The sequence below is a fragment of the Nonomuraea sp. NPDC004580 genome (assembly GCF_040609855.1).
Classification (GTDB): domain Bacteria; phylum Actinomycetota; class Actinomycetes; order Streptosporangiales; family Streptosporangiaceae; genus Nonomuraea; species Nonomuraea salmonea.
The window spans coordinates 129,996-155,011 of sequence record NZ_JBEXLH010000017.1; the positions used below are offsets into that span (position 1 = coordinate 129,996).

Consider the following 25,016-nt stretch of genomic DNA (forward strand, 5'->3'; position numbering starts at 1 on the left):
CCTCAGGCCACGGTGACGTCGAGGAAGATGGGGCGCTTGTCGGCCATGAGCGGGGTGCCGTCCTTGTCGGTCATCTTCCAATAGATCTTGCATCGGCCCGGCGACTCGGCGGCCTTCACCCGTACGGTGATGTCCACCGACTCGCCAGGCCGCACCGGGCCGATCCCGACCCGCTCGGGGGCCTTGCAGGGGGTGTCGTTCATGCGGGTGAGGTAGCGGTCGTGCCAGTGCACGCTGCCCGAGTTCCTGATCCGCCACGTCTTGTCGAACCGTTCGCCGGCCCGTACGACGGAGCCGTCGGGGTAGGTCACGTCCCGCTCGAACACGGAGTCGTCGTGCGGCGAGGCGGTCGGGGTCGATGTGGGTGGCGAGGTGGGCGCCGGGGTGGGCGCCGGGGTGGGCTGGGCGTGTGGCGTCGTCCGGGGCGGCCCGTCATCGGTCACCGACGGCCACAGCCACCCGGTGAGCACGGTGACCGCCCCCACCGCCGCCACCACCGCCGCCACCACCGTGGTCACGAGCGCCATCCTGCGCCGCCGCCCGGCGGCGGCCGGCTCCGCGTAGGAGGCGCCGGCCTCTGCCGGGGCGGAGCCGCTGGGCGCGGGGGCGGCGTCGTCCGTGTCGTGCTGGTGAGGGGCGGTGGGCTGTGCGCGGTCGTCCGTGTCGTCCTGGTGCGGCGCGGTGTTCTGCGCGTGGTCACTGGTGTGTGCGTGCTCGGGCGGCGCGGCGTCGCGGGGTGCGTCGTCCGAAGATGGCGGGGTGGTGTCGGTGGTGGGGGTCGGGTCGGGTGGGGTGGTGGCTTGTTCCCAGTGGGTGCGCCACTTGCGGCGGGTTTCCTCCTCGTCGTGGCCGAGGCGGTCCACTGCCAGGACCCTGACGAACTCCCACGTCGTCTCCCAGCTCGGCAACGAGGTGCCACGGGCTGCTGCGGCGAGTGACGACTTCGAGGCGGCGGCGCCTAGCTTGGTGGCCATGTCGGCGAAGGACGGGTCGCCCGCCTCCTCCTTGAGCTGCCAGAGGCGGTGGGCGAACAGCGCGACGGGGCCCGCGGCGGGATCCGGGCGGATGGGTCTGCGCCCCCGCCGGGTGCCCGTCCCCTCGTCCTGACGTCCGGATGACTGCGCCATCCCACCCCTGCTTCGGTCAGCCGCACGTACGGCACGATGCCGTACCACACCAAGACCACGAGAGGTTAGCAAACGTTCATCGGAGGACGAAGCTCGCAAATCACCGGCCGGCCCGGAAGCGGCCCCCCAGGACGCTTCCGGACCGGCGGCAGGCGCATGTCAGCCGCAGTGGGAGACTTCGCGGATCGACTGGACGGTCGGGTGCGGGCCCTTGAACTTCTTCTTGTCGTAGTCGCCGCCGCGCACCCAGATGCACGCGTCCTTGGCCTGGGCGACGCGGATCTTGATGCCGCGCGAGTGCTTGCAGCGGTTGTGGAAGTAGACGGTGACGCTGGTGGTGCCGTCGTCGCCGAAGGAGTAGCTGAAGCAGCGCGTCTTGCCGCGGTTGACGTCGAGGACGCCGAGGGCGGCGGTGGCCGGGCCCGCGGCCGGAGCGGCCGGAGCTGCCGGAGCGGCGGTGACGGGCGTCGCGCCCGCCGCCGGCGCGTGGGTGAACAGGGCCGCCGCCGTGGACGCCATGGCGAGAGCGGCCTTCACACGCGTTCTCATGATGAATTCCCCCGGTTGTCGTGTTCCTTTCGCCATTCACCATGCCAGCTACGCGGAAATGCGCCTATGAGGTGACCGTCCAGCAATTGTCCGAGCATTTCTCCAAAAGCCATTTGGACAATTGACGCGCCAGGTCAGGGGTCAGACAACCGCGTTCGCAGGTCCCGTCACCATCGTGACGCCGGCGCCGGCGAAGGTGGCCAGATCGGCGACCGCCGCCTTGCCCTCCTCGCCCGTTATTCCCGCGTTGAAGGCGTCCTCGTCGTCGAATGTCAGGACGGCGATCAGGTGGTACGGCGGGCGCTCGCCGCGTACGGGAGCGGGCCGCATGACCGTGTACGAGCGCAGCCCCGGCAGGCGGGCGGCGATCGGGGCATGGACCGAGTCGTAGTGCTCGTCGAACGCCGAGACGTCCTCGGGGTGGTGGTACATGACGATGAGCTGGAAAGCCATGGTGGTCGTCCTCCCTGATCGCAGATGCCCTCCGATCAAACCGGGATCCGCCGTCGCGCGACAGGGGGCACGCGGCGGCGGCACCGGAAGGTCGCGCGGGTCAGCCGAGCCAGCCGGGCGCCACCAGCACCGCCCACGCCGCGAGTGGCCCGGCCAGCACGATCGCGCCCCCGTACGCCAGCAGCCTGCGGTAGAAGTCGTCCCTCGGCATGCCCCGCACGTTGGCGACCAGCAGCGCACCGGTCGTGGAGAACGGGCTGACGTCCACGATCGCCGACGACACCGACAGCGCGGCGATCATCGCGATGGGGCCGAGCGTGCCCTGCGACAGCAGCGGCACGGCCAGCGGCACCAGCGCGCCCAGGATGCCGACCGTCGAGGCGAACGCCGACACCACGCCGCCCACGTAGCATATGAGCAGCGCCACCAGCAGCGGGACGCCGATCGCGGCCACCGTCGCCCCGACGTGATCGACGGTGCCGATCTCCTGCAGCACGCCGACGTACGTGACGACGCCGCAGATCAGCAGCACGGTCGGCCAGGCCACCCGCTCGACCGCGCCCTTGTTGGACTTGGGCGAGGTGAGGGAGAGCACGACGGCCACGGTGACGGCGGTCAGGCCGACGTCCAGCTTGAAGGCGAGGACGGCCACGCAGAGCGCGACGATGCCGGTCAGCGTGAGCGCCTGGTGCGCGGTCAGCCGCAGCCCGCCCCCGGGGGTCGCGGGGGCGGCCACGTCGGTCGTCGTGGAGGGCGTCGTGGAGGGCGTTGTGGAGGCCGATGTGGAGGCCGCCTTAGAGGTGGTCGCGGTCGTGGTCGCGGTGCCGCCGCCACCGCCGCCGCCCGTGCCGCCGGCGGCCGGCGCCGGCGGGCGCTCGTCGCCGGCGGGCGCCTCCGGCACGTACGTCCCGCGCCGGATCAGCTCCCGCCCGCCGAAGAGGAAGAACACGATCACGGCGGCGGCCGCGTTGAAGGCGAAGCTGGCGAGGAACAGCACCAGGTAGTCCATGGGCAACCCGGCATCCCGGGCGACCCCGTTCACGATCCCGCCGAGCACGCTGATCGGCGAGAACGCGCCCGCCTGCGTCCCGTGCGCCACCATCAGCCCGATCAGCAGCGCGTGGATGCGGTACTCGGCGGCGAAGCCGAACGCGATCGGCGCCAGGATGGCCGCCACGGCGGGCGCCGGCGCGCCGACCGCCGTCAGCAGCGCCGAGATGACGAAGACGACGGGCGGGATGGCGGCCAGCCGCCCCCGTACGAGGTGCACGGCGGCCCGGACGAGCCAGTCCACGGTTCCGTTGTTGGTGGCGATGGCGAACAGCAGCGTCACTCCGACGAGGATCACGAACAGGCTGCCGGGGAACGCGCCGAGGATGTCGTCGGTGCTCATGCCCGCGGCCAGCGTCCCGATCAGGAAGGCGCCGACGAGTGCCAGCGCTCCCAGGTTCACGGGGAAGATCGTGGCCACGACGAACATGATGATGAGGGCGAGAATGGACAGGAGCTCTGCGGACACTGCTAACTCCGATCTCCCCCGAGAGTCAGGTCGGACCGGCCGCCTCGTGGACGAGCTCGACCGGGTGGCGCGCCGTGCGTCCCGCGCCGTGAGCGATCTGCTGGCGGCACGAGACCCCCGTGGCCGCGAGCAGGGTGTCGGGCGACGATGCGGCGATCGCCGGGAAGAGCCGGAGAGCGCCGATCTTCATGGACAGGTCGTAGTGTTCGGCCTCGAAGCCGAACGATCCGGCCATTCCGCAGCAGCCGGCGTCGATCTCGGTCACCTCCGCTCCTGGAATTCTGGACAGCAGCGCGCGGGTGGCGGCCGTGCCGGTGACCGCCTTCTCGTGGCAGTGGCCGTGCAGCAGGATCTCGCGCCCGCGCAGCGCGTCGCCGAGCACCAGCCGGCCGTCGTCGATGGCCTCCGTGAGCAGTTCGGGGACGAGCCTGGCGCGCGCCGCGACGTCCGCCACCCGGGGGTCGCCGGGGAGCAGGGCGGCGTACTCGTCCTTGAGCGTGAGCAGGCAGGACGGCTCAAGCCCGACGATCGGCGCGTCCGAGCCGGCCAGGCGGCCCACCATGTCGGCGGCCATCGCGCGGGCCTGGTCGAGCAGCCCCTTGGAGATGCTGGACCGGCCGCAGCAGCCGGAGGCTTCCAGCCGTACCCGATGACCGGCCCGCTCCAGCAGCTCGACGGCGGCGCGGCCGATGCCGGGCTCGGTGAAGCTGGTGAACGAGTCGGCCAGCAGGATCACGTCCCTGCCGTCGGCAGGCTTGCGGCGGGCGAACCAGCGCGGCAGGGTGTCGCGGCGGAAGCGGGGGAGCGGGCGGCGCCGGCTCAGGCCGAGCGGGCCGCGTACGGCGCCGGCCAGCCAGTTCGACAGCGGCGCTGTCGCCGAGCCGAGCCGGTTGAGCGTCCTGATCGCGCCGAACGCGCGGGCGCGCAGCGGGACGCCGTGCTCGCTCTGGTACTGGTGCAGAGACTCGCTCTTCAGTGCCGCCATGTCCACGCCGAGCGGGCACTCCGACTGGCACGCCTTGCACTCCAGGCACAGGTCGAGGATGCCGTGCAGCCGCTCGTCGCCGAGCGCCCGCCGGGGGTCGGGCGACGACAGCGCCTTGACCAGCGCGTTGGCCCGGCCCCTGGTGGAGTGCTCCTCCTCCCGGGTCGCCATGTACGACGGGCACATGACGCCGGTGTCGTCCTTGCGGCACACGCCGACGTTCATGCACCGGTCGGCCGCGGCGTGCATGCCGCCCTCGAACGCCAGCGTGGTGGCCAGCGGGCGCGGCTCCGGCAGGTTCGGGTCGCGCAGGTGCTCGGTCATCGGGGGCGCGTCCACGATCTTGCCGGGGTTCAGCCGCCCTTCGGGGTCGAAGATCCACTTGACCTGCCGCATCGCCTCGTAGACGCGGTCGCCGAACAGGTGCCGGTTGAACTCGGAGCGGGCCAGGCCGTCGCCGTGCTCGCTGGAGTTGACGCCGCCGTAGCGGGCGGCGAGGTCGGCGACCTCCTCGGCGACCGCCCGCATCGTGGCGATCTCGCCGGGGGCCCGCAGGTCGACGAACGGGCGGATGTGCAGGCAGCCGACCGAGCAGTGGCCGTAGAAGCCGGCCTTCAGCCCGTGCCGGTCGAGGACGCGGGCGAACTCCTCGACGTACGGCAGCAGCCGCTCCGGCGGCACGGCGGTGTCCTCGACGAACGCCAGCGGCCTGCGGCTGCCCACGCTGGACGCCATGAGCAGGCCGAGCCCCGCCTTGCGGACCTTCAGCACGGCCTCCTGCCCGGCCTTGGTGACCGCCTTGAGCGTGTGGTAGCCGTGCCCGCCGGCCTTCCACGTCATGGCCAGCTCGTCCACCCGCCCGGCCACCTCGGCCGGGCTGTCGCCGAAGAACTCCACGAACAGCAGCGCCTCGGGGTCGCCCTCCAGGATGCCGGCCAGCGCCGCGTAGTCGACCCGCCGCCTGGACAGGTCGAGGATGGCCTTGTCCAGCAGCTCGACCGAGGCGGCGCCGAACGACAGCGCGTCGGCGGTGGCCGCGACGGCCGCGGCGGTCGAGGCGAAGTGGCCCACCGCGATGGCCTTGGCGCGCGGCAGCGGCGCCAGCCCGACCGTGGCCTCGGTGATCACGGCCAGCGTGCCCTCCGAGCCGACGATCAGCTTCGTCAGGTCGAGCCCGCCGCCCGCCGTGGCCGCGTCCAGCCGGTAGCCGCCGGCGTGCCGCCAGAAGCGCGGGAAACCCGACAGATCGACGCCGTCCAGCACCTCGCCGACCGCCGTCCGCAGCCGGGCGTCGGTGGCGAGGTCGGGCGTGGTGGCGTCGGCGAGCACCACCTTCAGCGCCTGGACGTGGTCGATCGTGGAGCCGTACAGGACGGAGTGGCTGCCGGCCGAGTTGTTGCCGATCATGCCGCCGATCGTGGCCCTGTCGCTGGTGGAGGTGTCGGGGCCGAACATCAGGCCGTGCTTGCGCGCGGCCCTGTTGAGCTGGTCCTGCACCACGCCGGGCTGCACCCGGGCGGTATCGCCGTCGATCTCCAGGATCCGGTTCATGTGCCGGGAGAAGTCCACGATCACCGCGGCGCCGACCGTCTGCCCGGCCAGGCTGGTGCCGGCGCCGCGTGGCAGCACCGGCACGCCCAGCTCGCCGCAGGCCGCCACCAGCGCCTGCACGTCGTCGGCGTGCCGGGGGAAGGCGACGGCCAGCGGCTCGATGGCGTACATGCTGGCGTCGGAGGAGTAGAGGTGCCGGGTGTACGGGTCGTCCCTGACGTCGCCGGCCAGCAGCGGGGCCAGCGTGCGTGCCAGGCTCACTCGGCGCCCTCCCTGCCCTCCGTGCCCTCTATGCCCTCCGTGCCCTCCAGGTAGGTCAGCGCCGCCCGAGCCCCGCCGTCCTTGATCGGCACCCCCGCCGCCGCCAGGCCCATCTCGACGCCACTGAGCGTGCCGGCGAGCATCAGGTCGTTGAAGTGGCCGAGATGCCCGATGCGGAACACGCGGCCCGCCAGCCGGCCGAGCCCGGTGCCGAGCGACATGTCGTACCGGTCGAGGATCAGCTCCCTGACCGCGTCGGCGTCGTGGCCGGCGGGCAGCACCACGGCGGTGAGCGAGCTGGAGTACGCGCGCTCGTCGGCGCACAGCACCTCCAGGCCCCACCCGCGCACGGCCCGCCTGGTCGCCTCGGCGTGCCGGTCGTGGCGGGCGAACACCGCGTCCAGGCCCTCCTCCTCCAGCATGACCAGCGCTTCGCGCAGGCCGTACAGGAGGTTGGTGGGCGGCGTGTACGGGAAGAAGCCGCGCCGGTTGGCGGCGATGACCGGCTCCCAGTCCCAGTAGGAGCGCGGCAGCCGCCCCCGATGCGCCAGCGCCTTCTCACTGACCGCGTTGAACCCGAGACCGGGCGGCAGCATCAGCCCCTTCTGCGAGCAGCCGACGGTGACGTCGACGCCCCAGTCGTCGTGGCGGTACTCCATCGAGCCGAGCGACGAGATCGTGTCCACCAGCAGCAGCGCGGGATGCCCCGCCCGGTCGATGGCGTCGCGGATCTCCGGGACGGGGCCGCGCACGCCGGTCGAGGTCTCGTTGTGCACCACCATGACCGCGGCCACGTCGGGGGTGAGCCGGTCGGCCAGCGCGGCGGGGTCGGCGGCGTGCCGCCAGTCGCCGGGCACGACGTCCACGACGAGGCCCAGCTTCGTGGCCATCTCGCACCACAGCGAGGAGAAGTGCCCGGTCTCGAACGCCACCACCTTGTCACCCGGCGACAGCGTGTTGACCAGCGCCGCCTCCCAGGCACCCGTACCGGAGGAGGGGTAGCAGACCACCGGGCCCGACGTCCTGAACACGCCCCGCAGCCGCTCCAGCACCTCGCCCGCGAGATGGGCGAACGCGGGCCCCCGATGGTCGATCGTGGGCTGCGCGATCGCGCGCAGCACCCGGTCGGGAACGTTGGTCGGCCCTGGGATCTGCAGGAAGTGCCGGCCCACTGATGGATCACCTCCGTGCCGTGAGACGGCACGGTGTGCCGCTTGACGGTTCATTAACATTAAGATCGGCCCGCAGAGGAGTCAATGCATGCAGAACGTGGTCAACGCCCTCCGAGCTCTCGAAGCGGTCGCCGCGCGCCAGCCCATCGGCGTCGGCGAGCTCTCCCGCGCGCTGGGGCTGCCCAAGAGCACCGTGCAGCGGTCGTTGCGGACACTGCACGACGCCGGGTGGATCAGGCGGGCGGGCGGCGAGGTCACGCGCTGGCAGGTGACGAGCAAGGTCTTACAGATCGCGCGTACGACCGAGCTGGGATTGCGCGACGCGGCCATGCCCGTCATGGAGGAGCTGCGCCAGCGCACCGGCGAGACCATCCACCTGATGGTGCCCGAGGGCGACGCCGTCGTCCTGATCGAACGCCTGGAGACCGACAAGCCGCTGCGCATCGTGCTGCCGCTCGGCATCAGGCTCCCCCTCCACGCCTCCGCGAACGGCAAGGCCGTGCTCGCCCACCTCGACCGGCCGCCCGGCGAGCTGCCCGGCTACACCGCCACCACCATCACCGACCCGGCCGCGCTGCGGGCCGAGCTGGAGCAGGTCCGCGCCCGTGGCTACGCCGACAACCGGGGCGAGTGGCGCTCCGACATCGCGGCCGTCGCCGCCGCCGTACTCGGCCCGGCCGGGCCCATCGCCAGCCTCAGCATCTCCACGCCGGCCAGCCGGATGCCGGACGACCTGCGCGCCGGATACGGCGAACTGGTCACGCGGGCGGCCGCCGCGCTCTCCGAACACTTCAGCCCGTCGGTGACGGGCTGCCGCTGATCGTGTCAGGGCTCGTCGGAGCCGTGGGCGGCGCGGTGGCGGGCGGCGAGGCCGACGGCGGCGCCGTCGGGGTGGTCGGCAGGTTCGCGTACTGGCCGGTCCGCGCCATGACCGGCACCATCACCCGCACCTTCGAACGGTCCTGGAACGTGAACGTCATCGGCACCGACGTGCCGCGCGCGCCCGAGACCGTGCCGATCGGCTGGTTGCCGGTGCCGATCGCATGGTCGGGCGGGATCTCGACGGGCCCGGCCAGCCGCACCTGGCCGCCGCCCTCGACCGTGACGTTCTCCAGCCGGTTCGGGCGGCTCGAACCGTTGACCAGCACCACGTAGAGCGCCTGCTCGGGAGCCGGCGTCGCCGGGTCGGCGCTGCCCAGCAGGAAGGCGTTGCGCAACTGCAGGCTCTGCCCCACGTTGGCGTTGGCCCCGTCGTTCTGCGGCGCCTGGTTCGCCCAGTCCTTCTCCGTCTTCGTGCAGCCTGTGACCACCAGACCCACGACCACGGCGGCGATGATCGAACGACGCATCGCGCCGCCCTCCTTCCGGCATGTCCCCCTCGTGGCCCTCCCGCTACCCCCCGTGACCAACCCCGAACCCGCCCGTCTCAGGTGAAAGCCGGGACCCCCGGCGAATCCGGCTGATGACCATCGATCACCGTTCATGTACCGTCGCGGGTGACGCGAGACCCCCCAGGAGCGGCAGATGGTTGAGCGGCAAGAACTCGACGCATCAGGTCAGCAGAGAAGACGGCAACTGGTCCGCGCGGTGGTCGCCTCCGCCGTCGGCACCTCGATCGAGTGGTACGACTTCTTCCTCTACGGCTTCGCCGCCAGCACGCTGTTCGCGGAGCTCTTCTTCCCCACCAGCGACCCCACCACAGGACTCCTGCTCGCCCTCGGCACCTACTTCGGCGGGTTCGCCGCCCGGCCCATCGGCGCCGCCATCTTCGGCCACTACGGCGACCGCATCGGCCGCAAGGCCGCCCTCATCACCACCCTCGTCACCATGGGCGTGGCCACCGCCTGCGTCGGGCTCGTGCCCACGTACGAGCAGATCGGCATCTGGGGCGGCATCCTGCTCACCCTGCTGCGCCTGCTTCAGGGCATCAGCGTCGGCGGCGAATGGGGCGGATCCGTGCTCCTCGCCACCGAATGGGGCAAGACGCGCGGCGGCAAGCGCGGTTTCCTCGGCAGCTGGCCGCAGTTCGGCGTCCCCGTCGGGCTCGTGCTCGGCTACCTGGCGCTGCAGATCTTCGAGCCGCTGCACCCGTACTGGGGGTGGCGCATCCCGTTCCTGCTCAGCATCGTGATGGCCGCCGTCGGCCTCTACATCAGGCTCGGCATCCTCGAGACGCCCGTCTTCGCCAAGGTCATGAAGGAGAACAAGGTCGAGCGGGTGCCCGTCAAGGAGGTGCTGGTCAAGAACTGGCGGGAGATCGTGCTCAGCGCGCTGCTGCGCACCGGGCAGCAGGCGCCGTTCTACATCTTCACCGTCTTCATCCTCACCTACGCCACCACGGCGCTGGGGTTCGAGGCGAGCGACGTCTACACGTACGTGATCGTCGCCGGCCTCGTCTCCCTGGTCACCGTGCCGTTCTGGGGGTACATCTCTGACCTGGTCGGGCGCCGTCGCCTCTACATCGTCGGCGCCGCCCTCATGGTCGTCTGGTCGTTCATCTACTGGCCACTGCTCGACACCCGCGTGCCCGCCCTGGTCTTCCTCGCCATCGTGCTGGCCGCGCCGATCCACGACATCCAGTACGGGCCGCAGGCCACGTTCATAGCGGAGAGCTTCACCGGGCGGCTGCGCTACAGCGGCGCGTCCCTCGGCTATCAGCTCGCCTCCCTGACGGCCGGCGGGCCCGCGCCGCTGATCGCGGTGTGGCTGTACGCGACGTACAAGAGCTCGTTGGCCATCGCCGTCTACATGGCGATCTGTGCCGCGATCAGCGTGGTGGCGGCGTGGGCGTTGAAGGACCGCTCACAGCAGGACTACGCCGTCGAGTACGACGATCCGAAGGCGACGTCCTAGCTTTCCGCGGGGCGCCTGGCGAGGAGGTCGCGGATCGCCTTGACCACCTCCGCCGGCGCCTCCTCGGCCATGAAGTGGCCGCTGGAGACCGTACGGTGGTCCAGGTCGTCCGCCCACGCCCGCCACCGCCCCGCCGCGTCGAACCCCAGCGCCGAGCCCCAGTCCTGCAGCAGGACCGTGACCGGCATCCCCAACCGGCCGCCCGCCCGCCGGTCGGCCTCGTCGTGCTCGACGTCGATCGTGGCGGTGGCGCGGTAGTCGGCCACGATCGACGGCACGGCCGCTCGCGACGCCTCCAGGTAGGCGTCCCGGACGTCCTGCGGGATCGCGTCCGGGCTGGAGGCCCACAGGTCGAGGAAGTACCCGAAGAACGCGTCCGCCGTCGCCTCGATCATCGCCTCGGGCAGCCCCTTCGGCTGCGCCATCAGGAACAGGTGGAACCCCACGGCGGCGGAGCGCCCCTGCATGACCTCCCAGGAGTCCAGCGTCGGCAGCACGTCGAGGGCCGCCAGGTGCGTGATCCGATCCGGGTGATCGAGCCCCGCCCGGACCGCGACCAGCGCTCCCCTGTCGTGCCCCACGAGCGCGAACCGCTCGAACCCGAGCGCCTCCGCCAGCGCGACGACGTCGTTGCCCATGGTCCGCTTGGAGTAGGTCTCGCCGTCCACGTCCTCCGGCTTGTCACTGGCGCCGTAGCCGCGCAGGTCGGGGCAGATGACGGTGTGATCGGCCGCCAGGTCGGCGGCGACATGCCGCCACATGAGATGGGTCTGCGGGAACCCGTGCAGCAACACGACGGGATCCCCGCTCCCACCGACGGCCACGTTGAGCGCCACCCCATCGGCGACGGGGACGCGCCGCTCAGCGAATCCAGGAATCTCGGGAGCCATAGGGCTCACCTCCTTGAGGAGTCAGGTGTCATGACGCTCCGGCTCCGTTCCGGAACGGCCTCCACCATGCCGCCCGCCGATCAGCAGTCACTCAGCGCTCACTCAGCGCTCACTCAGCGCTCACTCAGCGGTCCGATCAGCGCGCCCGATCAGCGCGTTTGACCGGCGTGTCGGGTCGGAGGCCGGATCAGCGGTCTCGCTCAAGGGCCCCACCCCGTCGTGCCCCGTCGCACGTGCGGCGGGGCAGGCGGTCTTGCCTGGTCACAGGCCGGTCGAGGGGGAGCGGTCCCAGTCGGTTCCAAAGGGCGCATAGGTTGGGTGGCGCCATGGTGAGTTTCGGTGTGCTCGGCCCGTTGACGGCCGCCGGGGAGCGCGGCCCGATCCGGCTCAAGGGGCCGCGTCACCGGGCGGTCCTGGCCCGGCTGCTGGTCGCCAGGGGACGGGTCGTGCCGGTGTCGTGGCTGGTCGGCGACCTGTGGGAGGAGCCGGGACAGGGCGCGGTGGGGGCCGTGCAGACGTTCGTCGGAGCACTCAGGAAGGCACTCGAACCGGACCGCCCGCCCCGTACGCCGTCCCGCCTCCTCATCACCTCACCTCCGGGTTACGCCCTGCGCGCCGAGCCGGACGCGGTGGACGCCTGGCGCTTCGAGTCCGCGCTCACCGACGCCGCGAACCGACCGGCCGGCGAGGCGTACCGGCTGCTCGACGCGGCCCTGACGTTGTGGCGCGGGCCCGCGTACGCGGAGTTCGCCGACCAGGACTGGGCGCGTGGCGAGGCCGCCCGTCTGGACGAGCTCCGCCTGCTCGCCGTGGAACGCCGCGCCGAGGCCGGCCTGGCCGCCGGGCCGGCCGCCGAGTGCGTCGCCGACCTTGAGGCCCACGTCGCCGCCCACCCCCTCCGCGAGGACGGCTGGCACCTGCTGGCCCGCAGCCTGTACGCAACGGGACGCCAGGGCGACGCCTTGGGAACGCTGCGCCGCGCGAGAGCGACGTTGCTGACTGAACTGGGTGTAGACCCGGGGGAGCCCCTCCGCACCCTCGAATCCGACATCCTCTCCCAAGCCCCCCACCTCATCTCACGCCCGGCGAAGGGACCCGCCGACGCTTCCGAACGAGCGGACGACACGTCCCCAGAGACACCGGCGACAGTGACCGCGGCGACGGAGGCACCCGCAGCCAAAGTGACGGGCCTGCTCGCGGACCACCTCGCGGTGGCGAAGACGGCGGCGTCAGAAGCCGAAGCGACGGGCCTGGCCGCGGCGCACCTGGCGATGACGGAGCACCCCTTCGTAGGCCGGCAGGCGGAACTGGCCGAGCTGGAACGCGCGGCGGCACTCGTCACCACATCCGGCCGGCCGCGACTCGTCCTGATCTCGGGTGCGGCAGGCGCGGGCAAGACCGCCCTGGTGGACGCCTTGGCCCGCCGCCTCCGGGCAACCGGCTGGCAGACGGCCCGGCCCACCAGCGAGACCCTCGAGACGGTGGTGGCCGCTGCGCGTGAGGCGCCGGTGTTGCTGGTCTTCGACGATCTGCACGAAGCGGATGAGGAGACGCTGGCCGTGTTCGCCAGGCCGGCGACCGGGCTCGGGCCCGCGCGCGTGCTGATCGTCGGTACGTACCGCTCCACCGACCTCACCGTCCCCCTCACCGAGGCCCTGGGCAGGGCGGCGCGGGCCGAGCCGGTGCGACTGTACCTGGCCGGGCTGACCGAGCCCGAGGTGCGCGAGCTGGTGAGCGCCCTGGCCACCCGCGAGCCGGCCGACGGCCACATCAGGACGATCCACGGGCGCAGCGCCGGAAACCCGTTCTTCGTCCGCGAGCTGACCCGCCTGTGGGAGAGCGACGGCGACGCCGCCCTGCACACCGTGCCCGCCGGGGTACGGGACGTCATCCGGCACCGGCTGGCCGGGCTGCCCGGCGCGGCGCGTACGCACCTGCGCCAGGCCGCCGTCATCGGCCAGGAGGTCGATCTCGACGTGCTGACGGAGCTGGCCGGGGACGAGGACGCCGTCCTGGACTCGGTCGAGTCGGCCCTGCTCGCGGGTTTCCTCGTCGAGCGGGACGCCGACCGGCTCAGGTTCGGGCACGCGCTCGTCCAGGAGACCCTGTACGACGACGTCGCCCGTGCCCGCCGCGCCCGCTGGCACGCCGCCGTGGCCGGCATCGTGGAACGGACGCGTCCCGGCGACGTGGAGACCATCGCCCACCATTGCGTGCGCTCCGAGGGCCGGGCCGGCGACCTCCGTACCGCCCGCTACGCCCGCGCGGCGGCCGAACGCGCCGAACGCCGCTCAGCCCCCCACGAGGCCGCCCGCCTCTGGCACGCCACCCTCACCGCCCTCGACCGCGCCATCACGAAGAGCCCCACCCCTTCCCGCGCCACCCCAGCCGGCCCTGGCCGGGATGCTGCCGGTCGCACGCCCTCGGATCGTGCGGTCCTCGACGTGGCCGGCGGCTCGGGGCTCGCTCGTCCGTCCGGGTGGGAGGAGGAGGCATCATCCGGCGGCCCGGTCTCGGGCGGCGGGACGGTGGTCGCGCCGCATCCTGACGGTGCGGAGGGGACGCTGCTTGAGGAGCGGCTGGCGGCCGTCATGGGGCTCGGGCGGGCGTCGGCGGTGACCGGGCGGTTGCAGGAGTCGCGTCGGTTGCGGGCCGAGGCGGTGGACGTGGCGGAAGCGCTCGGCGACCCGCTGCTGACGGCCACCGTCATCGGCTCGTTCGACGTGCCGGCCAACTGGACCACCAACGACGACCCGGCCCTGTCCGAACGCCTGGTCGCCGCCGCCGAACGCACCCTCGCCGCCCTCCCCGGCGAGACCACGCCCACGTCCCTGGGGCGGTATGCGGCCGAGCGCGCCCGCCTGCTCATCACCATCGCCATGGAACGCCGCGCCGACCCCGGCCGCCGCGCCGACCAGGCGGCCCGGGAAGCGGAGAGCATCGCGCGGCGGCTGGGAGACCGCACACTGCTGGCCTACGCCCTCAACGGCCGCGCCCTCCAGACCTTCCACCGAGCCGGCCTGGCGCCGGAACGAGCCGCGATAGGCGAGGAACTCCTGACCCTCGCCGCCGCAGCCTCAGCCCCGACACACGCCACGGCCCCGGACACGCGGGGAGGCGCGGGTGTGGGCGCGCGGGGAGGTGTGTGCAGGGGCGTGGGCGTCACGGCTGCGGGTGCGGGTGCGGGTGCGACGGAGTGCGCGGGCGCCACCGGTTCGGGGGTGGACGCGGTGGGGCGTGCGGGCGCCGGGGTGGGGGAGGGCATGGTGACGTTTGCGGTGCTGGGGCATCTCATTCTGCTCGAGGCCAGGGCCGGGATGGCGGATCTCGCCGCGGCCGACCGGCACGCCGCTGCCGCCGATCGGTTGGCGGAACAGTACGACCTGCCGCTCGTCGGCGTCTTCACCGCCTGGTACGCCGCGCTCCGCCGGGCCATCACGTCCGGCGATCGGTACGCGGCCCGCGCGGCCTACCGGGCGGCCGCCCGCCGTCTCGACGGCGCGAGCATGCCCGGCGTCGAGCAGGGTCTGCTGCCTCTGGCCCTGATGACGCTGGACGTCATCGATGCCGGGTCAGTCAAGCCCTGTCAAGCCCCGTCCAGCCCCACTCGACCGGGTCCCGCCCAGGGCGGTCGGGAGTGGGGGCCGTACGAGGAGTGGGTGCGGCCGTTGGTGCTGCTGGCGGAGGGCCGTTCAGAGCAGGCTCGCGAGGCCGTGCGGGCGGTGCCCGAGTCGCCGCGCGACCTGCTGTACGAGCTCAGGACCTGCCTGCACGCCACGGCGGCGCTCGCGACCGGCGTGACCGATCGCCTCCAAGACCTGTACGATCGCCTGCTGCCCGCCCGGGACGAGCTGGGCGGAGCAGGCAGCGGGCTGGTCACCCTGGGGCCGGTGGCGCTCTACCTCGGCCGCCTGGCCGCCGCGCTGGACCGGCCGGATCTGGCCGAGGAGCACTTCCGCCAGGCCACCGCCGTCGCGGCCCGCGCACGATCCCCGCACTGGGCCGCCACTGCGAAGAGCGCCGTCACCTCGAAGGGCGCCCCCATCGCGAAGGACGCGCCCACCGCGTAGGACGCCCCCCACCCCACAGAACGCCCCCCACCCCACAGAACGCCCCCACCGCTTAGGACGCCGCCGCCGAGAACACCGAGGGCGGTCTCAGCGGAGCCTGAGGGCCGGCGTCAGGAAGGGAGCAGGCCGGGCGGTGACGGGCGCTGACGGAGAAGAGGGGTAGTTGTAACCTTCTTGTCAAAACGGGCGGTCAGGAGCGCGGCCGTGGTGACACGGGACCGCCCATGGCGAGGCGCCCTTCGCTCCCTTCGCCTTTCCGAAAGTTTCGGGCAAGTTGTTGCCCGAAGAAGCCGTCGCGAGCCCCGGAGCTCGCCGGGCGCGGTAACCGGCTGGACCGGCAACACAGCAGTTGGCGGCACTCTTGACACGATTCAACAAGCCCCCTTATGTTGCCGCAATATTAACCGGAACTGCTTGAAACTTTCGGCGTCACTCTCGCGTAACACCCCCCGGCTAGCGCTCGCGGGACGGCGCCGGCATAAGGGCATGGAGCGAAGGGACGGCATGAGGGGCCACGAACCAGATGACACGCGCTCGGCGGAGTCCGGCGAGCGCGAGCAGTGGCGGGACACGCGGCTGACCCCCGCCCAGCGGGCCGAGGCCCTCATCCCTCTGATGACGCTGGAAGAGAAGGTGGCCCAGCTCGTCGGGGTGTGGGTCGGCGCCGACGCCTCGGGGGGCGGCGTCGCCCCGCACCAGACGGACATGGGCGGCGGCCCCGAGTGGCCCGACGCCATCAGGCAGGGCCTGGGCCAGCTGACCAGGCCGTTCGGCACCGCGCCTGTGGACCCGGTGGCGGGCGCCCGCTCGCTCGCGGCCTCGCAGGAGGAGATCGTCAGGACCAGCAGGTTCGGCATCCCGGCGCAGGTCCACGAGGAGTGCCTGACGGGCTTCGCGGCGTGGCGGGCGACGGTCTATCCGGCGCCGCTGAGCTGGGGCGCCTCGTTCGACCCCGAGCTGGTCGAGCAGGTGGCGGCCAGGATCGGCCGCTCGATGCGCGCGGCGGGCATCCACCAGGGCCTCGCGCCGGTGGTGGACGTGACCAGGGACTACCGCTGGGGACGCACCGAGGAGACGATCGGCGAGGACCCGTACCTGGTGGGGACGGTCGGCGCCGCCTACGTCCGCGGTCTGGAGGGCGCCGGCCTGGTGGCCACGCTCAAGCACTTCGCCGGCTACTCCGCCTCCAGGGGCGGCAGGAACCTCGCGCCGGTCCCGATGGGCGCCAGGGAGCTGGCGGACGTGGTGCTGCCGCCGTTCGAGATGGCGCTGCGGCTCGGCGGGGCGCGTTCGGTGATGAACTCGTACGCCGAGATCGACGGCGTCCCGGTGGCGGCCGACGAGAGCCTGCTCACCGGCCTGCTGCGGGACGAGTGGGGCTTCGACGGCACGGTGGTCGCCGACTACTTCGCCGTCCGGTTCCTGGAGCGGCTGCACGGCGTGGCCGCCGACGGCGGGCAGGCGGCGGGGCTGGCGCTGCGGGCGGGCATCGACGTGGAGCTGCCGACGGTGGACACGTTCGGCGCCCCGCTGGTGGACGCGGTCAAGGCGGGCGCCGTGGACGAGGCGCTGATCGACCGGGCGCTGCGCCGCGTGCTGACGCAGAAGGCGGAACTCGGCCTGCTCGACCCGGACTGGCAGCCGCTGCCCGGCCCGGCCGACGAGGTGCGGCTGGACGACGAGGAGAGCCAGGAGCTGGCGCTGCGGCTGGCGCGCGAGGCGATCGTGCTGCTGCGCAATGACGACGCCGTGCTGCCCCTGCAGGCCGGGCGGAAGGTGGCGCTGGTCGGCCCGGTGGCCGACGACCCGATGGCGATGCTCGGCTGCTACGCCTTCCCCGCGCACGTCGGCCCGCACCCCGAGCACGGGCTGGGCCTGGAGATCCCGTCCCTGCGCGAGGCGCTCGCCGGACTGGTGCCCGATCTCGCCTACGCCCCCGGCTGCGACATCAGCGGCACCGACACCTCGGGCATCGCCGAGGCGGTGGCGCTGGCCACGGACAGCGACGTGTGCGTGGTGGCGGTCGGCGACCGGGCCGGGCTGTTCGGGCGGGGCACGTCGGGCGAGGGCTGCGACGCCACCGACCTGCGGCTGCCCGGCGTGCAGGCGGAGCTGGTCCAGGCGGTGCTGGCGACCGGTACGCCGGTCGTGCTGGTGCTGCTCGCGGGCCGCCCGTACGCGCTGGGCGAGGAGACGGACGCGGCCAAGGCCGTGCTGTTCGGCTTCTTCCCCGGCCAGCGCGGCGGCCAGGCGCTGGCCGAGGTGCTGACCGGCGCGGTGAACCCGACCGGCCGCCTGCCGGTCAGCGTCCCGCGCGACGCGGGCGGGCTGCCCGCCACCTACCTCGCGCCGCCGCTCGGCCGCCGCACCCAGGTGTCGTCGGTGGACCCGACGCCCGCCTACCCGTTCGGCCACGGCCTGGGCTACACCACGTACGAGTGGAGCGAGGCCCGTGTCGCCGGCGGCGTCACGGACTGGCCGGTGGACGGCGAGGTGCAGGTCGAGGTCACCGTGCGCAACAGCGGCGACCGGGCCGGCGCCGAGGTCGTCCAGCTCTACCTGCACGACCCCGTGGCGCAGACCACCAGGCCCGTGGTCCGCCTGATCGGTTACGCGCGCGTCCCGCTGGAGGCGGGGGAGAGCGCGCGGGTGAGCTTCACCGTGCCGGCCGACGCGACGTCCTTCACCGGGACGCACGGCCGGCGCATCGTCGAGCCGGGCGACGTCGAGCTGCGGCTCGGCCGCTCGTGCGCCGAGACCGTGGCGACCCTGCCGCTGCGCCTCACCGGCGACGTACGCGACATCGGCCACGGCCGCCGGCTCCAGGCGCCGGCGCAGATCGATCGCAACCCCCCGGAGGGCCGAGGATGAGCACACCCGACACGCTGAGTCCGGCCAGGCCGCAGCCGGCCAAGGAGAAACCCGCATCGGGCCGCCGCCGCCGCGAGAAGAGCGGCTCGTGGCGGCGGGCGCTGCGGCGCGACTGGCAGCTCTACACGCTGGCGATCCTGCCGCTGCTGTTCTTCCTGATCTTCCGGTACGCGCCGATGATCGGCAACGTCATCGCGTTCAGGAAGTTCGAGCCGGGCGGCAGCATCTTCGGCGAGGAGTGGGTGGGCCTGCGCTACGTGAAGCTGTTCCTGAACGACCCCACGTTCTGGAACGTCTTCACCAACACCCTCGTCCTCGGCGCGCTGACGCTGATCTTCTGCTTCCCGCTGCCGATCGTGCTGGCGCTGCTGCTCAACGAGGTCAGGCGGCGCACGCTCAAGCGGTTCCTGCAGTCGGTGACGTACCTGCCGCACTTCCTGTCGATGGTGATCGTGGCCGGTCTGGTCATGCAGATCACCGCGCTGGACGGGCCGATCAACGCCTTCCTCGACTTCGTCGGCAGCGAGAAGGTCTCCTTCATGCAGGACCCCGACTGGTTCAGGACGATCTACGTCGGCTCGGAGGTCTGGCAGACGGTCGGGTGGGGCACGATCCTCTACCTCGCCGCGCTGACCACCATCGACGACCAGCTCTACGAGGCGGCCAGGATCGACGGCGCCGGCCGGTGGCGGCAGATCTGGCACGTGACGCTTCCCGGCATCCGGCCGACGGCGGTCACGCTGCTGATCCTCAACATCGGCACGTTCATGGCGGTGGGCTTCGAGAAGGTCTTCCTGCTCTACAACCCGCTGACCTATCCGACGGCCGACGTCATCTCGACGTACCTGTACCGGATGGGCCTCGAGGCCAGCAACTTCAGTTACGCGGCGGCGATCGGCCTGTTCGAGGCGCTGGTCGGCCTGGTGCTGATCCTCTCGGCCAATGTGATCTCCCGTCGCACAGTTGGGACGAGCCTGTGGTGACTACGCACGACCTGACCCGGGGCTACCGCGTCTTCCAGTGGTTCAACGCTCTCATCCTGACCGTCGTCGTGATCGTGACGCTCTATCCGTTCGTCAACATCCTGGCGCGCTCGTTCAGCAGCCAGAGCGCGATCAGCGCGGGCGAGGTGAACCTGCTGCCCAAGGGGTTCAACCTGACGACGTACAAGATCGTCGCCTCTGACCCGATGTTCTGGACGAACTACCGCAACACGATCGTCTACACGATCGTCGCGACGTTCATCGCGATCGTGATGACCACCTGTTACGCGTACGTGCTGTCCAAGAAACACCTCAAGGGCCGGACGTTCCTCATCGGCGTCGCGGTCTTCACCATGTTCTTCACCGGCGGCCTGATCCCCAACTACGTGCTGATCACCAGCCTCGGCATGAAGAACTCCATCTGGGCCATCGTGCTGCCCAACGCGATCAGCGTGTTCAACCTCCTGGTCATGAAGGCGTTCTTCGAGAACCTGCCCCAGGACCTGGAGGAGGCCGCCGCCATCGACGGCCTGAACACGTACGGCATCCTGTGGAAGATCGTGCTGCCGCTGTCGAAGGCGGTGATCGCCACGATGATCCTGTTCTACGCGGTCTCGTTCTGGAACTCCTGGTTCCCCGCGTTCCTCTACATGAACGAGTCCGAACTGTTCCCGGTCACCGTCTACCTGCGCAACCTCATCGCCGGCGCGACCGGAGCCGACTCCTACGGCGCCGCCGTGGCCGAGGTGACCCAGGCGGCGGCCAACATCCAGGCGGTGACGATCGTGCTCACCGTCCTGCCCATCCTCCTGATCTACCCGTTCGTCCAGCGGTACTTCGTCTCCGGCGTCATGCTCGGCGCGGTCAAGGGCTGACGTCCCCGCCTCCTCCACCCCAGCAGAATCACGGGAAAGGATTCCCCCCATGCGCGACATCTCGCGGCGTCAGGCGATCATCGGTCTCGGTGCCTTCGCCTCCCTCGCCCTGACGGCCTGCGGCAGCGACAGCGAGACCCCGGCGAAGGGCGCGGAAACGGCGGCCAACAAGGCGGGCTCGATGGCGGGCTTCGCCGTCGGCCAGCAGTTCAAGGCCACCGAACCGGTGTCGTTCAGCATGCTCTACAACAACCATCCGTTCTACCCGCTCAAGAACGACTGGCTGTTCTGGCAGGAGCTCACCAAGCGCACGAACGTCACCGTCCAGCCGACGACCGTGCCGCTCAGCGACTACGAGAAGAAGCGCAGCCTGATCATCGGCGCCGGCGACGCCCCGCTGATCATCCCGAAGACGTACCACCCGCAGGAGGAGGCGTTCGTCTCCTCCGGCGCGATCCTGCCGGTCAGCGAGTACTTCGACCTCATGCCGAACTTCCAGGACAAGGTCGCCAAGTGGCAGCTCCAGCCGGAGCTCAACTCGATCATGCAGTCGGACGGCCGCATCTACCTGCTGCCCGGCCTGCACGAGGCGGCCTGGGCCGACTACTCCTTCGCGGTGCGCACCGACATCCTGGAGAAGCTCAAGCTCGAGGTCCCGAAGACGCTCGACGACTTCTACGCCATGCTCAAGGCGATGAAGGCGGAGTACCCCGACCTCTACCCGATGACGGACCGGTGGGGCGTGCCGACGCCGGGCGGCAACCTGATCAAGCTGATCGCCCAGGCGTACGGCAGCAAGGGCGGCTGGGAGTACCAGCACGCCACGTTCGACCAGGCGCAGGGCAAGTTCGTCTACACCGGCATCATGCCGGGCTACAAGCAGACGATCGAGTACCTGAACAAGCTGGTCAAGGAGAAGCTGCTCGACCCCGAGAGCTTCACCCAGCAGGACGACGCGGCCAAGCAGAAGTTCGTCTCCGGCAAGTCGTTCGTGATCAGCACCAACGCGCAGTCGCTCATCAACGACTACCGCGGCCCGCTGATCGAGAACATCCCCGACGCCAAGATCGTCAAGATCCCGGTGCCGATCGGCCCCATCGGCGAGTACAAGATCGCCACCCGGCTGGAGAACGGCATCATGATCTCCAAGAAGGCCGTGGAGAACAAGAACTTCGTCGCCATGATGCAGTTCATCGACTGGCTCTGGTACTCCGACGCCGGCCAGGAGTTCGCCAAGTGGGGCGTCGAGGGCGTCACCTTCACCAAGGAGGGCGGCAAGTATAAGCTCGCCAAGGACGTCGACTACGTCGGGCTCAACGCCGGCGCGCCCAAGCACCTGCAGAAGGACTTCGGCTTCGGCAACGGCGTCTTCGCCTACGGCGGCGCCACCCAGCTCCTGCAGTCCACGTTCTCGGATGAGGAGATCGAGTTCCAGAACGTGATGAACGCCAGGAAGCCCTGGCCGGTCGAGCCCCCCGCGCCGCTCACCGAGGAGGAGCGCGAGCAGGCATCCCTCTGGGAGACGCCGCTGAAGGACCACGTCACCCAGAACACGCTCAAGTTCATCCTCGGCCAGCGCGACCTCAGCGAGTGGGACGCCTACGTCAAGGAGGTCGAGGGCAAGGGCGCCACCCAGTACGTCACCCTGGTCAACGGCGCGTACGAGCGGTTCAAGAAGGAGCACGGCAGCTGACGCGGCCGACCTCCCGGCCGGCCGGGCCGTCCGCACCGCACCAGGACGGCCCGGCCGCCCCCAGGCCCGAATCCGGACGGATCGGTATCCTCCGGGAAAGTCTCACCTCGGAGGAGCACACGCGATGAGCGACCTGACGACCTCGCGGAAGTTCGGCACCGGCCCGCTGTCGCGCGGCTCCGCGCTGGTCTACACGCTGCTGATCGTCGAGCTGCTCGTCCTGCTCACCGCCGTCCCAGGACTGGTGGCGCTGGTGCTGCTCGACCGCGACGCCAGCAACGTCCCGCTGATGGCGGCCTGCCTGCTGCCCGCGGGCCCCGCGCTCTCCGCCGCCCTCTACGCCCTGCGCCACCGCGGCGGCGACCTGACCGAGCTGAGCCCGGCCGCCGCGTTCTGGCGCGGCTACAAGCTCAACTTCGGCGCCGCGCTCAAGATCTGGGTGCCCTGGCTGATCGTGCTGGCCCTGGCCGGCACCAACCTGGCCAACTTCGCCGCCGCAGGGGTGCCCGGCTGGTGGGGCGCCCTGCTGATCGTGCTCGCCGCCGGCGGCACGCTGTGGGTGGCCAACGCGCTGGTCATCACCTCGCTGTTCGCCTTCAGGGCGGTGGACGTCGCCAAGCTCGCGGCGTACGCGCTCGGGCGCTTCCCCGCCGCCACCCTCGCCAACGCCTGCCTGCTCATCGTGGCGGGCGGCGTCGTGCTGGTCGCGTCGGAGGCGGTGCTGGCGCTGCTGGCCTCGGTGCTCACCGCGACGCTCCTGTGGAACAGCCGCGCCATGATCACCGAGGTGCAGCAGCGCTTCACCCGTCCCTAGTGGCCCGGCCCTAGTGGATGGTCCTGCCGTGCGCGTCGGGCACGCCCGACTTGCGGAAGAAGTAGGTGTTGATCTGGTCGCGCCACTCCTCCGCCGAGCGCACCTGCTCGTCGAGCCGCTCGCGTACGCGGGCGTACAGCGCGGGATCCACCACGTCGTCGCCCTCCAGCTTCGCCCACAAGGCCCTGATCTCGGCGGCCTCCTCGGCGCCGGCGAAGTGGGTGTCGTAGATGTGCTGGATGACCGTGGTGCCGCTCTGCAGCACGTGCTCGTACGGCACGTGGTGGAAGAAGAGCAGCAGCTCGTCGGGGCACTCCGCGAGTGACTCGTACACCTGCGACCACGGCGCCGGGTACTGGCCGGTGTAGCCGGTGCCGGTCGCCCTGGTGCGGTCGACGCCGACGCCGTCGCGGTCGGCGAAGTGGTAGGTGCCCCACGGCGTGTACTCATAGCCGTCCACGTCGGGTCCGTAGTGGTGGCCGGGCCTGACCATGAAGCCGACGCCGAGCGGCGCGGTGTAGCGCTCGTACGTGCGCCACGAGTCGTCCATCATGCCGTGCAGCGTCTCCCGCAGCCGCTCGCCGCCCTCGGGGAAGGTGAGCCCGATCCACTCGTCCAGGACCGCCGCGGGGCCGAGGCCGGGGTTCCAGGCCAGGCGGCCGAAGGCGTACAGGTTGGCCTGGGCCAGCGGGTGGCCCGTCCAGTAGGGGTCGTCGCCCACGTTCGACACCGCGACGAGACCGCCGCTCGTCGTCACGTCGGCCACCGCCCGCTCGCCCGGGCCCCAGAAGCGGAACCCGAGCACCTCCCTCCACATCGGCGCGAGATAGCAGACGTGCCGCTGCTGGCCGGTGTACTCCTGCGTCACCTGCAGCTCCACCGCGAGTTTCGTGGCCGGCATGGCGGCGATCACCGGGGAGATCGGCTCGCGCGTCTGGAAGTCGATCGGGCCGTACTTGACCTGGAGGATCGCGTTGTCCCTGAACCTGCCGTCGAGCGGCGAGAAGTGGTCGTGGGCGGCGCGGGCGCGGTCGGTCCTGCGGTCGCGCCAGTCCTGGCGGTGGTTGTAGACGAACGCCCGCCAGTGCACCACGCCGCCGTGCGGGGCGAGGGCGTCGGCCAGCACGTTCGCGCCGTCGGCGTGGTCGCGCCCGTAGGCGAACGGCCCCGGCTGGCCCTCCGAGTCGGCCTTGACCACGTAACCGCCGAAATCGGGGATCGTCTCGTAGACCCGCTCCGTCGTCCGCGCCCACCACGCGCGCACGTCCTCCTCCACCGGGTTGGCCGTCTCCAGGCCGCCGAGCACGATGGGGGAGGCGAAGTTGACCGACAGGTGCACGCGGATGCCGTACGCGCGGAACTCGGCCGCCAGCGCGGCCACCTCGCCGAGCCGGTCGGTCAGCAGGCGAGCCTCGGTGGCGTGCACGTTGACGTTGTTGACCGCGACGGCGTTGACGCCGGTGGCCGCCAGCAACCGGGCGTAGGCGCGTACCCGGCTCAGGTCCTCGCGCAGGACGCCGTCCCGCCAGAAGATCGAGCCGCCCGAGTAGCCGCGCTCCACCTGGCCCATCACGGGGTGCACGTCGATGTTGTCCCAGTGGTCGAGCATGCGCCTGGCCAGTGCGGGCCGGTGCGTCTCGGCCGGGCGGTCGCCCTCGAACGCCCTCTCGCCGAGCCTGACCACCGCGAAGAACCCGTACAGCAGGCCCGCCGGCTGATCCGCCAGCACCACGGTCACGCCGCCGGAGCGGGCCAGCAGGAAGCCCTCGGCACCCGGTTCGGGACCCATGACCGCGCGCGCGGCCGCGGGCAGCGAGCCTTGGGAGGTCAGCGCGAGCACGAGGTCGTACGGCTCGCCCGGCGCGGCCACGGCGCCGCCGTGCCGGGCGCAGGCGTCCGCCACCTCGGCCCGGACGGTCTCCGCGACCTCCGAGGCGTCGGCGAGCACGAGCACGCGGCGCGCGCCGAGCGCACGGAACGCCTCGGGGGGCAGCCAGGCCGGATGGACGTCATCGACATGGGGAACGGTCACGGGGGGCTCCTTAGGTCAAACTCCAAGGAGCGAATCTATCGTCGCCCCGCGAACCGCCCTCAGGCAGCGTCGGTGAAGGGCGTCAGCCGGAGCCTGGTCGCGGTGGGCGCGGTGTCCTCGATGTAGGTGGAGCCGTCGGCCACGTCGTCGTAGGGGTAGCCGTGCGCCGTGCCGCTGCGGGTGTCGGCGTGCAGGACGTGCGACAGCGAGACCGGCACCTTGGTGCCGTCGGCCGGACGGAAGTCGGTCTCGAACGCGAACGGCGCGGCGTGCCCGTGCCAGCCGGACAGCACGTTCTCGGCCGTGGCCTGGTGGCGC

The 25,016-nt window shown here is 71.7% G+C and carries 17 protein-coding genes and 1 pseudogene; 8 read left to right on the forward strand and 10 right to left on the reverse strand.

Going from position 1 to position 25,016, the window contains the following annotated elements:
- Nucleotides 1-2: 2 nt before the first annotated feature.
- The 6 genes from ABZW11_RS20000 to ABZW11_RS20025 form a co-directional block, all read right to left on the reverse strand.
- The gene (locus tag ABZW11_RS20000) at nt 3-1,127 is read right to left on the reverse strand and encodes an NBR1-Ig-like domain-containing protein (RefSeq protein WP_355419069.1); all 1,125 of its coding nucleotides are present in this window, start codon (nt 1,125-1,127) and stop codon (nt 3-5) included.
- Between the two features lie 159 nt (nt 1,128-1,286).
- Nucleotides 1,287-1,676 carry a hypothetical protein gene (locus ABZW11_RS20005; protein WP_355419071.1) on the reverse strand — a complete coding sequence of 130 codons (390 nt, stop codon included), beginning with the start codon at nt 1,674-1,676 and terminating at the stop codon, nt 1,287-1,289.
- A 141-nt stretch (nt 1,677-1,817) separates the two neighbouring features.
- Nucleotides 1,818-2,129 (reverse strand): EthD family reductase, encoded by a 312-nt coding sequence (locus ABZW11_RS20010; RefSeq protein WP_355419073.1) that lies wholly within the window; start codon nt 2,127-2,129, stop codon nt 1,818-1,820.
- A gap of 100 nt (nt 2,130-2,229) precedes the next feature.
- Nucleotides 2,230-3,648 carry an SLC13 family permease gene (locus ABZW11_RS20015; protein WP_355419075.1) on the reverse strand — a complete coding sequence of 473 codons (1,419 nt, stop codon included), beginning with the start codon at nt 3,646-3,648 and terminating at the stop codon, nt 2,230-2,232.
- A gap of 25 nt (nt 3,649-3,673) precedes the next feature.
- A complete protein-coding gene (locus ABZW11_RS20020; protein WP_355419077.1) occupies nt 3,674-6,445 on the reverse strand; it encodes an FAD-linked oxidase C-terminal domain-containing protein in 2,772 nt (923 codons plus the stop codon).
- A complete protein-coding gene (locus ABZW11_RS20025) occupies nt 6,442-7,617 on the reverse strand; it encodes an aminotransferase class V-fold PLP-dependent enzyme (RefSeq protein WP_355419079.1) in 1,176 nt (391 codons plus the stop codon). Before ABZW11_RS20025 ends, ABZW11_RS20020 begins: the two co-directional genes overlap by 4 nt.
- Before the next feature lie 88 nt (nt 7,618-7,705).
- Between ABZW11_RS20025 and ABZW11_RS20030 the strand changes: the two genes are divergently transcribed.
- Complete coding sequence (locus ABZW11_RS20030; protein ID WP_355419081.1) at nt 7,706-8,437, forward strand: IclR family transcriptional regulator; 732 nt, start codon at nt 7,706-7,708, stop codon at nt 8,435-8,437.
- Here ABZW11_RS20030 and ABZW11_RS20035 read toward each other — a convergent pair.
- The gene (locus ABZW11_RS20035) at nt 8,409-8,966 is read right to left on the reverse strand and encodes a hypothetical protein (protein WP_355419083.1); all 558 of its coding nucleotides are present in this window, start codon (nt 8,964-8,966) and stop codon (nt 8,409-8,411) included. The genes ABZW11_RS20030 and ABZW11_RS20035 overlap by 29 nt on opposite strands.
- Nucleotides 8,967-9,141: 175 nt before the next feature.
- Between ABZW11_RS20035 and ABZW11_RS20040 the strand changes: the two genes are divergently transcribed.
- Nucleotides 9,142-10,470 (forward strand): MFS transporter, encoded by a 1,329-nt coding sequence (locus ABZW11_RS20040; RefSeq protein ID WP_355419085.1) that lies wholly within the window; start codon nt 9,142-9,144, stop codon nt 10,468-10,470.
- Here ABZW11_RS20040 and ABZW11_RS20045 read toward each other — a convergent pair.
- Nucleotides 10,467-11,360: an alpha/beta hydrolase gene (locus ABZW11_RS20045; protein ID WP_355419087.1), complete on the reverse strand. Its 894-nt coding sequence runs from the start codon at nt 11,358-11,360 to the stop codon at nt 10,467-10,469. The genes ABZW11_RS20040 and ABZW11_RS20045 overlap by 4 nt on opposite strands.
- 326 nt (nt 11,361-11,686) lie before the next feature.
- Here ABZW11_RS20045 and ABZW11_RS20050 point away from each other — a divergent pair, with 326 nt between their 5' ends.
- The 6 genes from ABZW11_RS20050 to ABZW11_RS20075 all read left to right on the forward strand — a co-directional run bounded on the left by ABZW11_RS20050 (nt 11,687) and on the right by ABZW11_RS20075 (nt 22,666).
- Nucleotides 11,687-15,430: a BTAD domain-containing putative transcriptional regulator gene (locus ABZW11_RS20050; RefSeq protein WP_355419089.1), complete on the forward strand. Its 3,744-nt coding sequence runs from the start codon at nt 11,687-11,689 to the stop codon at nt 15,428-15,430.
- A 504-nt stretch (nt 15,431-15,934) separates the two neighbouring features.
- The gene (locus tag ABZW11_RS20055; RefSeq protein ID WP_355419091.1) at nt 15,935-18,301 is read left to right on the forward strand and encodes a glycoside hydrolase family 3 N-terminal domain-containing protein; all 2,367 of its coding nucleotides are present in this window, start codon (nt 15,935-15,937) and stop codon (nt 18,299-18,301) included.
- Nucleotides 18,298-19,284 (forward strand): ABC transporter permease subunit, encoded by a 987-nt coding sequence (locus ABZW11_RS20060; protein ID WP_355419093.1) that lies wholly within the window; start codon nt 18,298-18,300, stop codon nt 19,282-19,284. The genes ABZW11_RS20055 and ABZW11_RS20060 overlap by 4 nt, the downstream gene beginning before the upstream one ends.
- Nucleotides 19,281-20,159 (forward strand): carbohydrate ABC transporter permease, encoded by an 879-nt coding sequence (locus tag ABZW11_RS20065; RefSeq protein WP_355419095.1) that lies wholly within the window; start codon nt 19,281-19,283, stop codon nt 20,157-20,159. The genes ABZW11_RS20060 and ABZW11_RS20065 overlap by 4 nt, the downstream gene beginning before the upstream one ends.
- A 49-nt stretch (nt 20,160-20,208) precedes the next feature.
- Nucleotides 20,209-21,852, forward strand: a complete 1,644-nt coding sequence (locus tag ABZW11_RS20070) for an extracellular solute-binding protein (protein WP_355419097.1) — start codon at nt 20,209-20,211, stop codon at nt 21,850-21,852.
- 124 nt (nt 21,853-21,976) lie between these two features.
- A complete protein-coding gene (locus tag ABZW11_RS20075) occupies nt 21,977-22,666 on the forward strand; it encodes a DUF624 domain-containing protein (protein ID WP_355419099.1) in 690 nt (229 codons plus the stop codon).
- 10 nt (nt 22,667-22,676) lie between these two features.
- Here the strand turns inward: ABZW11_RS20075 and ABZW11_RS20080 are convergent, their stop codons facing one another.
- Nucleotides 22,677-24,698 (reverse strand): alpha-glucuronidase, encoded by a 2,022-nt coding sequence (locus tag ABZW11_RS20080; RefSeq protein WP_355419101.1) that lies wholly within the window; start codon nt 24,696-24,698, stop codon nt 22,677-22,679.
- Between the two features lie 59 nt (nt 24,699-24,757).
- Nucleotides 24,758-25,016, reverse strand: a pseudogene (locus ABZW11_RS20085) (hypothetical protein); the annotation flags it as partial.

Excerpts from the sequence above, each read along its gene's own strand:
- ABZW11_RS20050 (WP_355419089.1), top strand. The coding sequence starts at position 11,687 with ATGGTGAGTTTCGGTGTGCTCGGCCCGTTGACGGCCGCCGGGGAGCGC.
- ABZW11_RS20055 (WP_355419091.1), top strand. The coding sequence starts at position 15,935 with ATGAGGGGCCACGAACCAGATGACACGCGCTCGGCGGAGTCCGGCGAG.
- ABZW11_RS20045 (WP_355419087.1), bottom strand. The coding sequence starts at position 11,360 with ATGGCTCCCGAGATTCCTGGATTCGCTGAGCGGCGCGTCCCCGTCGCC.
- ABZW11_RS20070 (WP_355419097.1), top strand. The coding sequence starts at position 20,209 with ATGCGCGACATCTCGCGGCGTCAGGCGATCATCGGTCTCGGTGCCTTC.
- ABZW11_RS20075 (WP_355419099.1), top strand. The coding sequence starts at position 21,977 with ATGAGCGACCTGACGACCTCGCGGAAGTTCGGCACCGGCCCGCTGTCG.
- ABZW11_RS20060 (WP_355419093.1), top strand. The coding sequence starts at position 18,298 with ATGAGCACACCCGACACGCTGAGTCCGGCCAGGCCGCAGCCGGCCAAG.
- ABZW11_RS20040 (WP_355419085.1), top strand. The coding sequence starts at position 9,142 with ATGGTTGAGCGGCAAGAACTCGACGCATCAGGTCAGCAGAGAAGACGG.
- ABZW11_RS20030 (WP_355419081.1), top strand. The coding sequence starts at position 7,706 with ATGCAGAACGTGGTCAACGCCCTCCGAGCTCTCGAAGCGGTCGCCGCG.
- ABZW11_RS20035 (WP_355419083.1), bottom strand. The coding sequence starts at position 8,966 with ATGCGTCGTTCGATCATCGCCGCCGTGGTCGTGGGTCTGGTGGTCACA.
- ABZW11_RS20010 (WP_355419073.1), bottom strand. The coding sequence starts at position 2,129 with ATGGCTTTCCAGCTCATCGTCATGTACCACCACCCCGAGGACGTCTCG.
- ABZW11_RS20005 (WP_355419071.1), bottom strand. The coding sequence starts at position 1,676 with ATGAGAACGCGTGTGAAGGCCGCTCTCGCCATGGCGTCCACGGCGGCG.
- ABZW11_RS20000 (WP_355419069.1), bottom strand. The coding sequence starts at position 1,127 with ATGGCGCAGTCATCCGGACGTCAGGACGAGGGGACGGGCACCCGGCGG.